The following is a 15,898-nucleotide window of genomic DNA, read 5'->3' as shown; positions in this document are numbered from 1 at the left end:
GCGATATGAGCAAGACCAAAACCACCGGACTGCCGGGCCTCACCTCGGCCCTGAAGAACAAGCTCATCCAGCAGGCGCTCGAGCGCAAGCTGCGCGAAGCCGGGCGCGAGCAGCCCGCGGCCGCGCCGGCGGCGGGTCGCAGAACGGCGGCTTCCGTGCCGGAAGCCTACACGCGCTTCGACCAATACCCGGGCTATCGGCAGTTGCGCATCATGAGCGACGGCGCTGCCCGCCTTGGCGTGCGCAGTCCGTTCTTCAAGCTGCATGAAGGGACGGCCGGTGCGCAAACCAGCATTGCCGGTCATACGTACGTCAACTACGCCAGCTACAACTACCTCGACATGTCGGGCGACCCCGTCGTGTCGCAAGCCGCCAAGGACGCGATCGACCGCTACGGCACATCCGTATCCGCGAGCCGCCTGGTGTCGGGCGAACGTCCGATCCACCGCGAACTCGAACGGGCGCTCGCCGATCTGTACGGCGTGGACGACGCGATCACGTTCGTGAGCGGCCATGCGGCCAACGTGACGACGATCGGCTACCTGTTCGGCCCGCGCGATCTCGTCATCCACGACGAACTGATCCACAACAGCGTGCTGCAGGGGATCCAGTTGTCGGGCGCGAAGCGCTTTTCGTTCGCGCACAACGACGCCGATGCGCTCGAGCGGCTGCTGACGGAACAGCGGCATCAGTTCGAGCGCGTGCTGATCGTGCTGGAAGGCATCTACAGCATGGACGGCGACTACCCCGACCTGCCACGCTTTGTCGACATCAAGCGCCGCCACCGCGCGTTCCTGATGGTGGACGAGGCGCACTCGCTGGGCGTAATGGGCAAGACGGGACGCGGGATTCGGGAGCACTTCGGCCTTGCCGGCGATGCCGTCGATATCTGGATGGGCACGCTCAGCAAATCGCTGGCCGGCTGCGGCGGTTATATCGCCGGCGAAACGGCGCTCGTCGAGCATTTGAAATTTCTGGCGCCCGGGTTCCTGTATAGCGTGGGGATGCCGCCGCCAGTCGCGGCCGCTTCGCTCGCGGCGCTGCGGCGCATGCTGGAATTGCCCGAGCGCGTGGCGACGCTTCAGGCACGCGGGCAGTATTTCCTCGCGCAGGCCAAGGCGGCCGGGATCGATACGGGCAGCAGCGCGGGGATTGCTGTCGTTCCGGCGATTCTCGGCAGCTCGCTACGGGCGACCAAGTGGTCGGACGCCCTGTTCGAGCAAGGCATCAATGTGCAGCCCATTCTTTATCCGGCGGTGCCGGAGCAGTCGGCTCGGTTGAGGTTTTTCATCGCTTGCACGCATAGTGAGGCGCAGATTGACCAGACCGTGCAGGCAATGAAGGGGTTGCTCGAGAAACGATAGTCCCGGTACGTTGAGTACGCGGTCCATTCCAATTCCAAATCAATCAACGACTCATGAAAATCGCTATCGCCGGCACCGGCTATGTCGGGCTTTCCAACGGTATCCTGCTCGCTCAGCACCACGAAGTCGTCGCGCTGGACATCGTTCCCGAGAAAGTGGAGATGCTTAATCGCAAGCAGTCTCCGATCATCGATACCGAGATCGAGGAGTATCTCGCGAACAAGCGCCTGAACTTCCGTGCGACGCTGGACAAGCACGATGCCTATGAAGGAGCGGACTACGTCATCATCGCTACGCCGACGGACTACGATCCGGAGACCAACTACTTCAATACGCGCTCAATCGAAGCCGTGATCAAGGACGTCAAGGCGATCAATCCGCACGCGGTGATGGTGATCAAGTCGACCGTGCCGGTCGGTTACACGGCGAAAATTCGCGAAGAGCTGGACTGCGATCGCGTGATCTTCTCTCCCGAATTCCTGCGCGAAGGCCGCGCGCTTCACGATAACCTGCATCCATCCCGTATCATCGTTGGTGAGCGATCGGAACGAGCCAAGGTGTTCGCCGAACTGCTTCAGGAAGGCGCGATCAAGAAGGATATCTCGGTTCTTTTTACCGACTCGACGGAAGCGGAAGCCATCAAGCTCTTCGCAAATACCTACCTCGCGATGCGTGTGTCGTACTTCAACGAACTCGATACTTACGCGGCAACGCATGGGCTGGATACGCGGCAGATCATCGACGGGGTTTGTCTTGATCCGCGGATTGGAAATCACTACAACAACCCGTCGTTTGGCTATGGTGGCTATTGTCTGCCCAAGGACACAAAGCAACTCCTCGCCAACTATAAATCCGTATCCCAGAACCTGATTCAGGCAATCGTTTCATCGAACACGACGCGCAAGGACTTCATCGCCGATGACGTGCTGCGCCGCAAGCCGAAGGTGGTCGGGATCTATCGCCTGATTATGAAGAGCGGTTCGGACAATTTCCGCGCATCAAGCATTCAAGGCGTGATGAAACGAATCAAAGCCAAGGGTGTGGAAGTCATCGTTTATGAGCCTGCGCTGAAGGAATCGGAATTCTTCCATTCTCGAGTCATCAACAATCTTGATGAGTTCAAAAAGGAGTCGGATGTGATTATCAGCAATCGCATCGCTACCGCATTGGAAGATGTAGCAGAGAAGGTTTATACGCGAGATCTTTTCGGGAATGATTGAACCTCGAAGCCACGGAAAGCATGCCAACGATATTTGCCCGCCCTTTCCGATGAATATCAATAAAAGTCTATATCCAAGATATTGACAGTGGAGCGGCGCCGAGTGATACGACAAGAATGACGTTTGGCACGATCGTCATTCCGCCAACGGCATGATATCTTTCAAATCACTGTAACGCCCTCTGACAAGTAAGCGATTTCGCATCAAGAAAAATGGGGATTTTAGGGAGGATGTCTAGCCGGCATCCTCCCTCTCTTCACTCAGCGCAAAAAATCATCTCAATTCGCGTTCTGTGCCAACCACAGTGCGACTCCCAGAATACTATCCTTGTTGTTGTCACTTCCAACTGCATTGACATATGCAGAATTTACTTTTGGATCGTAATTCTCAACAATCCAAGTCTTCGGAAGCGCATTACTTTTTGAAAGATAGTCTACCGTTCGCTTCGTGTCATCTAGAAATTTATCTCCTGAGCTCGCAGGGGAAACGATGAAAGTCGAATGCAATCCTGTTTCATTTGCCCATTGCAACTCTTCCGCAACGAACCGTCGATAGCCCGGCGGTTGATGTAGAAAAAACTGGGGGGGCGAATCGGTAGTCAGTGCCCCGCCGAGTTTTGCCCCATCCCGTAGATAATTCCAGGATGGAGACGAAAACGGCGTTTCATCATATTGATGATGATTGGGTGAAAAGATTGGAGCAATTGTTTTCAAGCCGCATGCCTGTCCAGCCTTTACAAAACGGGGCCATACATCGGCACTCTGAGGATTGAACCCATTTACATGGGCATGCTTTGCGCGTACACCCGCATCCAAAAACTGGGGGCGATAATTATTTTCGAACCACTTTTCCGGGGTACTTACCATGCCCAGCTCAACGTCCATGGGTTGCCCTTCGAATGCGGACAAAATAGCCTTATGTTCCTCATCTCCGGTTCTGGTCCAAATATAGCCATGAATATAAAGACCGGCTCGGCAAGTTTGCCTCAGAGCCCTACTATGCATGGGATTTGCGAGCGAATCAAAACCGATCACACCGCCCACTAGAACAGTCGATTCGCCCGTTGCGCACGTTTTTGAAAAAACCTGACTGGCCCAAGGAGCAAGGCTAACGGAGGCTCCAATTTTAAGAAATTCCCGCCGGTTAAATTTCATTTAAGCCTCATCGAGATTACAATTTTAATATTACGTGCTCGCAGCCCGACGCAATCACTGCGAAAGTTATTGCAATAGTGACCTCAATGTTCTCGTTGGGCACCAACCATGCTCTCGCCTCAGAGGCACACTAAATCCGCCACTCGCATCCAATACACATTTACTTCACTCGCCCCACGAGACTAACACGCCTCCCATATTCCGTCCAACGTGAAACACAAAAAAACCATTGCCGCAGCAATGGTTTGATCAGAGAAACTCACCCCTCGTCTCAATCAATTAACATCTTAAATTAAGTCATCCCAAATTTTAGGGGAGCCAGCACCGAAGAAAATTACACGCACGAACAAAACACGCCAACGATCCCGAACAACGAAGACCACAAGATCAAATAGCAACTAAACTAGTTTCATTCGACTCATTATAAGATATCGAGAGGACACTAAAAAAACCCTCACACGACATCGGATCGAATCGGATGGTTCTCGCATTCCCACTTTCTTCACGCCGCGTATCGAAGCGAACAACATTAACCCCGGCCTCAACCTTAAAATTCAGCGCGTCCGTCGCAGAAAATCTCTCCTCGGAACCCCTGGAATAAAATAAGTTACCCGAGGATGACGAGCTCGAATAAAACACCAAAATTCCTGATGCCGAATTTTCCGGAACATTTCTAAATACAACCTGAGGGTCATTTCCCTTCGAAACGAACACCTGAGCCCGCTCGTCAAACGATTCAACATGAGAATTAACCCGAAATTGAATTTCGTTCGTACAGCGCGAGTACGAAAAATCAGACTCACTTATTTTTCCCAGTATTCGAGCAACAACACATTTTTTATAATAATCATATAGCCACTTATTTTTCGATCGCTGAGCAAAAAAACCAAGCCGCTTCAGGTATGTGAATGAATTTCCCCTGTTCTCCCTAATCATTCTACGAAAATATTTTTCCTCAAATCCATTTTCGTTTTCAAAAAACCCCGAGATCGCCTTGGAAAGAAGACCCATTTCATTCAGCGCCGCCGGGATATTATGCGTCGCATATGGAATCTTGTACAAAGCCACACGGCCTCGTCTCTCGACATACTTGACGTGACTAACATCGCTGGCGCCTTTATTATCATAGATGACAATCGCAGATTTTATTCCACCGAGTTCATCCAGAACATTATCTCTAATAATCGGCGATCGTCTGATATTCTCCAACCAGATTTCACCAATAGATGCCAACTCAGGATTTATCGTCGTTTGCGGGGCCGTGACGACGGCTCGACTATTAAGTCGGCGTGCACAAAGAAGAGCACCGTACCCGCCCATACTTTGACCATACGTAACTCGTATCCTGTGTCTTTTCGTGTGATGATTTGCAACATTAATGGCCTTGATAAGCTCGGGCGTCTGCCACCAATGGTTCTGAAGTGAGACGAAGAAAACGCCGCTGAATCCACATTTTTGTATGAAACCATCGCCGTAAAGGTTTTTCCCGGGTTCACCCTCATACCCTGTGAATGAAAAAACAACTTTAGACGAAGAGATATTATCCATATAGAGAATAATATCTTTTCCTTCATATATTATTTTTTTATTACCCATAATTTACTTCCCCCTTTGTCATTGGCGTTTGCTCGTGAAGAATGTACCCGGATGCGTGGAAATATCATGAGCATCCGAAGCACACACCTTCACATCGACTCACGCTCTCAAAAGACTCGACTGCTGTCTAATAAGCAACACCATACTTTAACGCCTGCAGTCCTTCTCACAATCTTTGCTCATTTGCAAGCAACATATGAGAAGGCGCCGTCGAATTGTTATGTACATCAAAGACCGATAGAGAAGTCTTCACGATCTTGAGACAAATGTCGACTGTAGTACGGATCATCGCCCAGCGCACCGCCCCATCTCTCTTTCATGTATTGCACTTCACTGTTGAATCTCGCCACCTTCTCGGGGCGATCCTCTTTCCCCCGACTGATAGACTCATGGTGAAACAGCGCTGCATATGGCGACCAAATATTTCGATACCCTTGCTCTCTGACTCGGAGACAAAAATCCACGTCATTGAAGGCAACAGTCAAATCTGTCTCGTTCAATCCACCGACGGTCTCAAATATTTCTCGTCGGATCAAAAGACATGCTGCCGTTACCGCAGAGAAATTCTGCACCAGGGACAACCTGCCGAAATATCCAGCATGATCACCTGGATAATATTTGTGAGAGTGCCCAGCCACTCCTCCGATGCCCAAGATAACCCCGGCATGCTGCACCGTACCGTTGCTAAAGAACAATTTGGCACCAACGCATCCGATTTCACTTCGCATTGCATGGCGAACCATTTCGGTAAGCCAATCTGGAGATATTACCTCAACATCGTTGTTTACCAATCCAAAAATCTGCCCAGACGCATGCATGGCGCCAAAATTATTAATTGCAGAGTAATTGAATGGATAAGGGTATCGAACAACTTTAACACGCGAGCTTTCTTTCTGGATATCTTCAAAGAACTGCAGCGTTTCCGGCTCAACACTCTCGTTATCGATAATTATTATCTCATAATTACTGTATGACGTTTTCTCTAGAATACTCCGCACCGCGACCTCGGTCACCTTCCGATAATCTCTAGTAGGAATAAGAAGGCTAACCAAAGGCTGAGGCTCAACGATCGGCCATTTAACGTGATACGAATTCGGAATGATGCCAGGCTCTACCTGCACATTCTCAACCCCTATTTCGTCGAAGTGATCCTGCAACGCCTTTATGCCGGCCACTTCGGTGTACGACTTCTCACCTGCGGCCAATGCAGTTGAGCCAGGCAAAACACGCCAGTGATACAGAATTCTAGGGACATGAATTATTTGATCTTTTTCAACATGAGGCAAACATCTCAACAGAAGATCATAATCCTGACTTCCCTCAACCCCGCGCCGGAAACCACCTATTTTAATTATGAGGGCGCGCTCGTACACCCCGAGATGCGAGACATAGTTTTGAGAATAAAACAAGTCCGGATTCCACTTCCCCTTGAAATGCGGGTCAAAGCGAAGGCCCAGTGAATTTATCTTGTCTTCGTCGCTATATAAAATCCGAGCAAGCTCGTTTTTATTTATCGCCTCGACAACAAATAGCAAGGCGTGTTCCGCGAGTACATCATCGTGGTCTAACAGCGCGACATAATCACCAGATGCAATAGCGAGCGCACTGTTCGATGCAGCCGAGATGTGACCGTTCTCCTCTCTGTATACGACCTTGATTCGAGAATCTTTTTCCTCATATTCGCTTAGCACTCGACGAACATCACTTTTTGGTGAAGCATCGTCAGCGATACAAAGCTCCCAGCGGGAGTAGCTTTGATTAAGAACAGAGTCCAAACACTCTCGAAGGTAAACCTCATCAGTGTTATAAGTCGGGATTACAACCGAGATTAATGGATTACGCGTGAAACTCGAGAGAAGTTCATCGATCTCACTTTTTTGAGGAAGCGAAGGGAGTTCGATTTTCTCGATCCAATCATCGTAATCGTCGGCCGAATTATCAACAAGAAAACTTTCCTCGTAGATATCGAAAATATCCGCGGCCGTCGGGTTACGTTGAAAATCGTTGGTCAGATTTTGCATCAACTCCGCTGCATCCTGCCCGACAAACTTGGGATGCGATGCCGATATTTTATCGAGAAGTCGATTCAGAGCCACGCCATCCGACACTTTTTCGATCCCCAGCCAATCCAGGGAGAATGCGCCAGCGCACTCCATCGGATCAAATCGCAATCCGATAACCGGTTTCGCGAGATAAATTAGCCTTTCAGATCTGACAGTTGATTTATACCGAATCGGGAGAACATCGTTTTCCGAAAAGCCATCGCCGAAATCCAAATAAAATTTAGCACAGTTCGCAATATTTTCTGAATTTATTTCGACGGAAAATCTATACCAACCAGGCTCCGATACAAAAGCCAGATCGTTCTCCGCGAACATAAAAGCCGGATCATTCCCAGACGAAATCCAGGAATTTTCCGAGATGTAATCTAATTCCTGACGGGAGCCTGTCGAAATAAGCAAATAGTTTCGGTTATCGATAACACTGCTCGAGAACTCCGAGGATGCGTTCTCACCCTCTTCAACCCATTCCGCGCATGGCTTCCGATTTAGAAGCAATCCATATCGACGAAAATGATCAACCGGCGACAAGCCGCTCAGTGCAACATCAGTGTATTGTTGCAAATACCACGCAGCATCCAAATGCTGTAATTTTTTTAGAAAAACACCCATCTCTCACTCTCCAGTTTTATTATTTCGAATTCCGACCTTCCAACATTCCGTGTCGGATGAAATGCAGAAAAGGAGGAATTCCTGACATGGCGACATCTGGGTATTTGTCCACATATCTATCACAGCTAAAATCCGGACCCGGATCGTGCCACTTTGTGAGACCATAATTCATAAAATACTGAATCGGATCAATCTCACTTTCCACAACCTCTGGATGATGGCTAACGTACCAATCCGTGTCAAAATAAGACGATTTAGTGATTAGACTTTTTAAATAGAAAGCCGAATTCGCACTCTCCTTCGAATTCGAGAGATTTTTTACTGTTCTACTTATTGATCTAGCAACTCTCAAGGAAAATGAACTCAAAATCGCACTCATTTTTCCTTCAAGCGAAAGACACGCCGATGTTGCCAAGAAAACTTGATGATTCCGCGCCTCAAGCAGCTTAGTCAATGCAGCTAGCTCCGAGAATCGAGTTTCAATGTTATTCCTGCAACTAGCAACTTCCGCACGCAACGCTTCGTTTTCAGCCTTCACCTGCTTGTATTGCTCAAGAAGGGTGTCATAATCTCCACACCCACCAGAATCTGCACTATTATTCACGCCGGCCCCAACGAATCACGGAATTAAAATACAAAAACAAGCACTCGAACTTTTCAGATGCTCGCAATCATTTGATCTTATTTGCAAGCGAGATAATGGCCCCCAAATTTTGCCGGCCAACGCCAACACAAAGCTCAATCATTGGAGCACCCTCTCGTTGCTTCACGTCGGTATCGATATCGAAAGTGCAAACAAACCCGTAACGATATTCTGGATCTAGCTTGTATGCTCTCGCGACGTCGGGACGAACCATACGGTCGACGCGTGTAGCGCGCATGACGCTCTTGTAATCGACCAGAATTTTAAAATCGAGACCCTCACATCCATCACCAACGATCCATCCTTTACACTCCACCTTCCCTACCGAGAGGCTTGCAGTGTCAACGCATATTTTTAGCGTTGGATTTTTCGCGGAGAAGAACAATTCATCATCGACCGGATTATCGGTCGTGTAATCAACTTCCTGTGCGAGCATCATGTAAATTCGCTCTTTCTCTGCACGCACAGACTCCGCAAACGTCAACGGGAATGCGTCGTCCTCGTCATTCATATCGTGCTGAGAGAAAAACTCGACCGGTCGCAACGATCCATTTGGTCGACCACGCGGCCGTTTTTTCGTGAAAAACTCACTTCTCGATTTCACGACATAATGATTGATTCTGAGAACGTCCCAGTTCACGTCATCCGTCAGCCCTCCGAGTTCGCCGGGAAGCAATTCTTTACCCGCGGGGTCCGCGTAGACATAATCGTCGGTCAGCGCAAATACGTGCGGATTCGTCCCAACTTCCTTATACGCAGCGGTTCGGACAATAGTTTTATAATGCCGATTAACCCCTCTCTCACGTACGCCCCTTGCCACGAATCGTTCGATAACCGCCTTAGAATTTGCCGTCACCCAGTTCGATGAACCATATACGGCCCAATTAACTGCGATCGCGCCAATTTTCGGATTTGACAAAGCACCCTCGAGTGCGTCGACCAAGTTATCGTCACAAATAGCCGGCCGCATAAACTCATCAGCATCAATAAAACAAAGCCAGTCGACCTGATCTTTGAACGTCTCCATCAACAACTGATAAGCTGCCAACTGCGGCTTTACGTCCGGCACGGTTTTATAGTTTACGCACTGCACGAGACCGACATCGGACAACGCCTTCAATAATTCGGAGGTACCATCATCACTCTCATTATCAGCAATAAAGAACTCAGATATGCCTAACACCCGATGATAAGCAAGCCACTCAACGATGAATGGGAATTCATTTTTAAAAACTGCTGCAACTCCAATTTTGTTTTGCCTCATAACAAGCCTCAAACAATCTTTATTTAAACAGAGAAACTGACATCAGATAAACTTCTGCGAATACTATACTTTCTGATAAGCAGCAATTCCCTCTTCAACATCATCAAATACCGTGATCGCACCACCGTTGAGAAGCATGACTATGTCGCACAGTTTTCTGACTTGAGCCATTCCGTGCGTCACTAGAATCATATTTGCCCGACCAACGCGCCGTTTAAATTCCGCTTCGGCCTTTTCTCTGAAGTGTGCATCACCAACAGACATCGCCTCATCGATCATATAGTAATCGAAGTCAAAGGCAAGACTCATTCCAAACCGTAGTCGCGAACTCATACCCGAAGAGTAGGTCTTGACCGGTTGATCGAAGTAATCCCCTAGCTCGGCAAATTCCTCGACATATTGGATCACTTTTTTCATCTCGTCCCCTTCGGCCCCGAGGGAACGGCAGATGAATTTAACGTTTTGCTTTCCGGTCAGAGAACCCTGGAACCCGCCACCCAAGCCGACCGGCCACGATATTCTCTTATCCGTGATGATTTTTCCACTATCGGGAATATCGGTTCCGCATAACAGACGCATTAACGTACTCTTCCCCGCGCCATTCTTTCCAATCAGAGCGATATTTTTGTCTGGCGGAATAGCAAAAGAAAAGTCACGGAAGACATATTTCCGACCTTGTTTTGTCACATAAGATTTAGTTAACTTTGACAGTTCTATCATTTTACGGATTTGGCGTGCGCATAACTTGACGCATACGTCTGTATGCAACCATTACAAAGAAGGTAAGTACTAACGCGAAAAACAAAGGATACCCAGAACTCAACCCTTTGGTAAGCGGATAGTTATCAAAGGTTGCAGCGCGAATATTCTCAATAACCTCGGCATATGGATTCCAGGCAATCATGAATAATTTATCCGCCGGCAAATTCCAGACCGGAAAAAAAACACCAGCCGTCAAATACAGCGGTATGAAAGTCAATTTACATATCCGCCCGGAATTAGGGATCAAGCGAGCAATCATGCCAAAAGCTATTCCAAGCGAGAAGGACACGAGCATCCCTACTGCCAACGCCCAAACCCACATCAATGGATCGCTAATCGAAACATCACGTTGAAGCCAAAATCCCAGCGCAAAACAAATAATAAGATACGCACAGGCATATGCGCATAGCTCGACCATCAATCGGGCTGCAAATGTATCGAACGGCATCAACTGACGATATGCGAACAACCCTTGATTGGCCTGCAATGCGTCAGTTAGCCGCCATGCAATACTGCGCAACATGTGAAACGGAACAATTCCGCTCACCATGAACATGATGAAATCCATGTTCTGCATCGGACTTGCATGGACGAACGCATGGAACCCTAGAATGATCACTAGAATTGCCAGTGGTTCCAAGACAACCCACACAAAGCCCATTCGTCTAGCGCCAAATCGAGTCTGCATTTCACGCAGAAATAATGCAAACAACACGGAACGAAAAATCTTCCATGGTGACCGATTTGCCTTAAATGGAGACTCAAAATCCGACATGAGATCCCTTATCAATATTGGCTAACATCACGTCCTAAGAGCAATACCTGCACAATCGGTGTAATAATTTTTTGCATCTCGTATACCGCAGCATTGGTTACGTAAACCGTATCATCCGGCTGTACAGAGAATTTCTTTGCCAAGAACATCGAAACTGGTTCTCGCATATCGAGACGAAATACTTCAGCCTCCGGAGTACCGCTATTCGCATTCTCTACCAAGCGAAATACAAATACTCCGCTGGGATTCGCGGTGCGTTCGCTCAATCCTCCCACCGATCCCAGTACTTCCAAGAGACTCGGCGTGGCGGAAGGAAAGTCGTGGAGGCCAGGCTTGGCGACAGCTCCCATTGCCACAAAGCGTTTGCGTGCGCGCTCCAGAACGATCTCAGAATTCGGAGGGATGGAAACATTGCCGCCTGACAAAAGATCTTGGTAGTTGTAGCTCCGTGCTGCTTTCCCCGTACGAAGCGTTACGGTTGTCAGATAGGGCTCCAGTACAGGTCCGCCAGCAAGGTTGATCGCGTCCAGAATCGTCAACGGTCCCTGCGATGCAGAAAAGCGGCCAGGGCTTTTGACGGCTCCTGCAACGAGGACGGAGCGGGATAAATCACCTTGTAGTTCGACGTGCACCTGTGGCTCAATGGCACGCCCCTTCAGCCCACGTCGGATGATATTTTCGGTCTCTGCCAAAGTAGCGCCACGCACACTCTCAGTTCCCAGATACGGTAGAGTAATTTTTCCTTTCGTGTCGACTGGAACTTGCCCGAACACCGTTCCGCCTTTTGCCAAAGGTGCGAATAGCGTGTTGTCTATTCCACTGTCATCTGAAATCATGACCTTGAGTACATCGCCAGGCATCAAACGAACCTCAGGCTCTTCCGGCCGCGCGACACGGTTCAATAGAGCAGCCTCTGGAGGGCGCATATAGCGCTCTATATTGGTTGGCGAAAGCTCAATCAGTTGATACGGGTACTCCGGATTCTGAGCGTTAGTTGGAGAAGTAACTTCAGACATCCGAGGTCCTGCTCCGGAGAGTGCGCCACAGCCACTCAAAAGCAAGAGACTACCGAATAACACTGTGCCGCAACTATAGCGCGCTCGCTTTCCGGCATAAATCGACCATGCATTTTTTGTAAACATACCTAACACTCTATACCCTTAGTCTCGGTGATCATTGATAGTCGCAATGACGAATTGAGCGATACCATAAGTCAACAGCAACATAATCAAAATCGTCAGCAAGCTATATGCTCTACGAGGGAACAAAGCCTCGTCCGGCATATTCGGACTCACAACAATTACCAGACTCCGCAGCTTTTTTGTCGCCTCAATTCGAGCACTCTCCAATGCAGACACTGATGCTTTGTAGGCATCCTGTGCGATACCTGCATTCAGTTCAAGGCTTTGATAATTTGACGCAACCACGTTCAACTGATCATCGGAATTCTTTGCAATGAGCTTCTTATTTTCAGCGGCAATTTGCTGTTGAATCGCCTCGATCTGGAATTTTTGCTGACGGACCTGTGGCGTATCCTCTCTGAGACTTGCTCGCAGAGCGCGCAAAGTCGCTTGCGCCTTAGTCAAATCTGACTGCAACCCTGCAATTACGTCATTGCGAGCCACCGCAGCCCGTTGCGCATCCAGTACATTGTTAGCGCCCTGAAAATTCAACATCGCTTTCCGTTTGGCTTCGTAGTTGAGACGCGAACGTTCCAACTCTCCTTCCGCAAAACTGACCTGCTCCCGAGCCAACCGATGCGAGATTTCGTTTACGAAATGCTCACTTTCAGAAATAATTGCAGAGACTGTGTCGTCGGCAAATTTTCTATCAAACGCTTGCACAGATATAGTTAACAAGCCAGTGGTCGCATCAAACTGGGCCGTCACCATTTTCTGATAATACTTGAGCAACTCCTCACTTGTCGCATTTGGTGACAAGTAATACGATGGATCGCGCCATTGACCTGAATAATGCTGACTCCAATGCATTTTCTTCTGCAAAACATTCAGCATATCCTGGGAAATTACATATTGTCTGACGTAGAGAGTTTCAGACGAATTACCGCCCGACAACCCTCCGCCACCCATCAACGCCGCCAAACCTGGTATTGGCGAAGAATCACTGGCGCTTTCGGACCCAACCTTATGAACCACCACTTGAGATGAGCTCACATAGCGGTCACGCGCGAGAAAAACATAATACACAATTGCCACAATCATCGGCGCAACCACCATACCCCAAAACAACCGATGCTTTTTGATGTTACTGATAATCATTTTTTACAGTTCTATGTATTATAACCAGATAAAAAACATCTCTTCAGAAAAACGTAAATACCCCCCTCCTCTGCCGAGATATTTTCAATCCATTTCCCGCCACCCAAGGGCGCAATACGGTCGGCATTGCTGATAGCAGAAAATCTGGCTGCAAGTAATTTAAGTTCGGATTGTAAAAGGGATCGTGGTGCATGATGTGCCGCCATCGATTGCGCATGTACTGAACCTCAGATCTAAACCGACGCCGCTGCGCAGGTATTTCATCTTTTCCACGCGAAACCGATTCATGGTGGTACAGCAGTGCGTGCGGGGTCCACACCACCCGGAACCCCCGATCGCGCACGCGCAGACAATAATCGACGTCGTTAAATGCAACCTTCAGGTTGCGTTCGTTCAATCCACCAACGTGCTGATACAAAGATTTCTTGGTCAACAAACACGCCGCCGTAACCGCAGACAAATCCTGTGCAACCAACGCCCTATCCGCGTAGCCTGGCGCGTCCTTCCCGATCCCACTATGCAAGTGATTCGCACATCCACCGGGCCCCACGGTATCGCCGGCATGCTGCACAGTACCGTCGCCGTATAGCAACTTGGCTCCAACAGCGCCCACACCCGCACTCGACAACACGCCAACCATCTCATCCAACCAATCCGGCGAAATCACCTCCGTGTCGTTGTTGAGCAGACACACCAGTTCGCCCTTCGCCTCGGCGATCGCCATGTTGTTGATGCGCGAGTAATTAAACGGCTCATCAAACGGCAATACCCGAACATTGGCTACCTGCCTCAAGCTCTGCAGGTAAGCCAATGTGTCGGGTTCGATGCTTTGGTTATCAACAACGAGGATTTCATACGGTCCATAGCGCGTCTTTTCCAACACGCTGGAGATGCAACGGCGCAGGTGCCCCAACTGATCGCGCGTAGGAACGACGATACTGACCAACGGTGCCGGCTCGGCTACCGGATAACGTACCCGGCAACGGCCCGGCCCCGTGCTCTCAACTTCTGCCGACACGCCCATGCGCCGCAGATGCGCGACCACCGCACGAACCGTCCCGGCGCCATCATCCTGTTCGTCCCGAGGTGTCATATGCCAGAGCGGTGCGGGTACGTGAACCATCGGCGAGCCGAGTTCGCTCAGCGCCAACAGCAAAGCGTGCATCACGTTGGCCTCTGTCACATCCACGCCGAATCCATGCAAGCGGTCCGCATACCGGCTGTTCCAGACAAAAGCGTCGCCGACATAGTTAGTGGAACGCAGCAGTTCGGGAGACCAGTCTGGCTTGAAAACGGGATCGCGCAGTTGGCCGTCAGTCCCTACGACGTCGTGATCCGCATAAGCTACAGCAGCATCGGGTGTTTTGATGACAGCATCCGCGAGGCAAAACAACGCCTGCTCTGAGAGTGTCACTCCAGCCCGGATAGCGAGGTGCCAGGAATTCTCAGCGGCCGGTGTCGAAATCAACCGGGTTAAATCATCTGAGAAATCGTCTCGCACCTCGACTTTAAAGTGCTGATATGTCTGCGCCTGCAAACTGGCACGCGTAGCATCGATATCAGCCTGCGTAGTTTGCCGGCTCACCCAGAGCGAAATATTAAATATTGGTGAATATTGCCAACGCTTCACGCGACGAGCCATCAACGCACGGTCCGCTGGCGTAATAGCATAGAACTCCTGATACCACCCTGCGTAACCTGCGCGATACACGTTCGCGCGAAAGCGGCACGCCACGTCGTATGCGTGATCAAGATCGCGGAAAAGGGTGACCGGCGTAAGTCCTGCCCGGGCGCAGCGCCGCATGGGTTGCTTGTACAGCGTATTCGCCGCCCGCCAGAACTGCCGCAAGCGGTACTCCGCGACACTCAGGCGGCGATGCTGAAGGAATCGGACTTGAAGGGCGGGTTCATCGCTGCCCATGATCAAATGGACAGTCCGCACGGCAGCGGGAGTCCTGACCAGTTCCTGGATATGGCCCTTACTGCTGATTAAGACTTTTAACGCCTGCGTGCGATCATCATGCATCGTCAGCACGACAGTCGCTACGCAGGCGTTGGAATTACCTACCACCTGCCCCTCTACAAGCCAAGCCGTGGCAGCACGCCAACTCCCCTTATGTACGATTTTAGCCACCACTTCTTCACTACCTGCCTTAACCATGACGCAAC

General features: G+C 49.9%; 12 protein-coding genes. 2 read left to right on the top strand and 10 right to left on the bottom strand.

The genetic code is table 11. From position 1 onward, the window contains the following. The first annotated feature begins 5 nt into the window (after nucleotides 1–5). A complete protein-coding gene (locus DIE15_RS22035) occupies nucleotides 6–1,364 on the top strand; it encodes an aminotransferase class I/II-fold pyridoxal phosphate-dependent enzyme (RefSeq protein ID WP_124834341.1) in 1,359 nt (452 codons plus the stop codon). Between the two features lie 53 nt (nucleotides 1,365–1,417). Next, entirely contained in the window at nucleotides 1,418–2,584 is a 1,167-nt protein-coding gene (locus DIE15_RS22030; protein ID WP_124834340.1) for a nucleotide sugar dehydrogenase, read from the top strand. A gap of 278 nt (nucleotides 2,585–2,862) precedes the next feature. Here DIE15_RS22030 and DIE15_RS22025 read toward each other — a convergent pair whose 3' ends face one another. The 10 genes from DIE15_RS22025 to DIE15_RS21980 form a co-directional block, all read right to left on the bottom strand. Next, nucleotides 2,863–3,738: a hypothetical protein gene (locus DIE15_RS22025; RefSeq protein WP_124834339.1), complete on the bottom strand. Its 876-nt coding sequence runs from the start codon at nucleotides 3,736–3,738 to the stop codon at nucleotides 2,863–2,865. Nucleotides 3,739–4,125: 387 nt separating this feature from the next. Then, nucleotides 4,126–5,334, bottom strand: a complete 1,209-nt coding sequence (locus DIE15_RS22020) for a hypothetical protein (protein ID WP_124834338.1) — start codon at nucleotides 5,332–5,334, stop codon at nucleotides 4,126–4,128. 227 nt (nucleotides 5,335–5,561) lie between these two features. Further along, nucleotides 5,562–8,006, bottom strand: a complete 2,445-nt coding sequence (locus tag DIE15_RS22015; protein WP_124834337.1) for a glycosyltransferase — start codon at nucleotides 8,004–8,006, stop codon at nucleotides 5,562–5,564. A 19-nt stretch (nucleotides 8,007–8,025) separates the two neighbouring features. Beyond that, nucleotides 8,026–8,610: a hypothetical protein gene (locus tag DIE15_RS22010; RefSeq protein ID WP_124834336.1), complete on the bottom strand. Its 585-nt coding sequence runs from the start codon at nucleotides 8,608–8,610 to the stop codon at nucleotides 8,026–8,028. A 67-nt stretch (nucleotides 8,611–8,677) separates the two neighbouring features. After that, nucleotides 8,678–9,913, bottom strand: a complete 1,236-nt coding sequence (locus DIE15_RS22005) for a glycosyltransferase family 2 protein (protein WP_124834335.1) — start codon at nucleotides 9,911–9,913, stop codon at nucleotides 8,678–8,680. A gap of 63 nt (nucleotides 9,914–9,976) precedes the next feature. Then, a complete protein-coding gene (locus DIE15_RS22000; protein WP_124834334.1) occupies nucleotides 9,977–10,633 on the bottom strand; it encodes an ABC transporter ATP-binding protein in 657 nt (218 codons plus the stop codon). A gap of 1 nt (nucleotide 10,634) precedes the next feature. After that, nucleotides 10,635–11,450 carry an ABC transporter permease gene (locus DIE15_RS21995; protein ID WP_124834333.1) on the bottom strand — a complete coding sequence of 272 codons (816 nt, stop codon included), beginning with the start codon at nucleotides 11,448–11,450 and terminating at the stop codon, nucleotides 10,635–10,637. Between the two features lie 11 nt (nucleotides 11,451–11,461). Beyond that, nucleotides 11,462–12,466: a polysaccharide biosynthesis/export family protein gene (locus DIE15_RS21990; RefSeq protein ID WP_260428302.1), complete on the bottom strand. Its 1,005-nt coding sequence runs from the start codon at nucleotides 12,464–12,466 to the stop codon at nucleotides 11,462–11,464. A gap of 144 nt (nucleotides 12,467–12,610) precedes the next feature. Then, the gene (locus DIE15_RS21985; protein WP_124834331.1) at nucleotides 12,611–13,729 is read right to left on the bottom strand and encodes an ABC transporter permease; all 1,119 of its coding nucleotides are present in this window, start codon (nucleotides 13,727–13,729) and stop codon (nucleotides 12,611–12,613) included. Nucleotides 13,730–13,772: 43 nt separating this feature from the next. Beyond that, nucleotides 13,773–15,890: a glycosyltransferase family 2 protein gene (locus tag DIE15_RS21980; protein WP_260428301.1), complete on the bottom strand. Its 2,118-nt coding sequence runs from the start codon at nucleotides 15,888–15,890 to the stop codon at nucleotides 13,773–13,775. Nucleotides 15,891–15,898: the final 8 nt, after the last annotated feature.

The sequence above is a fragment of the Burkholderia sp. Bp9031 genome (assembly GCF_003857965.1).
Taxonomy (GTDB): domain Bacteria; phylum Pseudomonadota; class Gammaproteobacteria; order Burkholderiales; family Burkholderiaceae; genus Burkholderia; species Burkholderia ambifaria_A.
Note: the sequence above shows the minus strand (reverse complement) of the source record. Positions and strands in the feature narration are given on the sequence as shown.